This window comes from Sphingomonas sp. OTU376 (assembly GCF_038440415.1).
GTDB classification, from domain to species: domain Bacteria; phylum Pseudomonadota; class Alphaproteobacteria; order Sphingomonadales; family Sphingomonadaceae; genus Sphingomonas; species Sphingomonas kyeonggiensis_A.
On record NZ_JASATQ010000133.1, the window covers coordinates 1 to 397 of the forward strand.

General features: G+C 64.7%; 1 protein-coding gene. It reads left to right on the top strand.

Features of this window, described 5'->3' with window-relative positions:
- The coding region (locus tag AAHM44_RS24790; RefSeq protein WP_342251654.1) for a hypothetical protein at positions 1–397 on the top strand (397 nt) is incomplete at both ends.

A 397-nucleotide genomic window follows, 5' to 3' on the forward strand; every position in this document is an offset into this window, starting at 1 on the left:
GGTCAACCCGATCGGCAGCTTCACCGTCGGCAGCCTCGTCGCCAGCGGCGGCAGCCTGCTCTTCGACTTCGGCGGGACGAGCTTCAACTTCGCCTCGGACAGCATCAAGGTGAACGGCACCGCGACGCTCTCGGGCGGCACGGTGGCGGTCAACGCGCTGACGTCGACGGCGAGCGACTATCGCTTCAACCAGCTCTACACGATCGTCCAGGCGAACAGCCTCACCGGCACCTTCGCCAATGGCAGCACTTTCGCCACGGTGGCGAGCAACCCGAACCTGAAGTGGCGCCTGCGCTACGATCTGGTTGCCAACTCGGTCATCCTCCAGGTCCAGAAGAACATGGAGTTCAACGACGGCGTGGCAGCGGGCGACACCAACACGCTGGCGGTGGCCAAT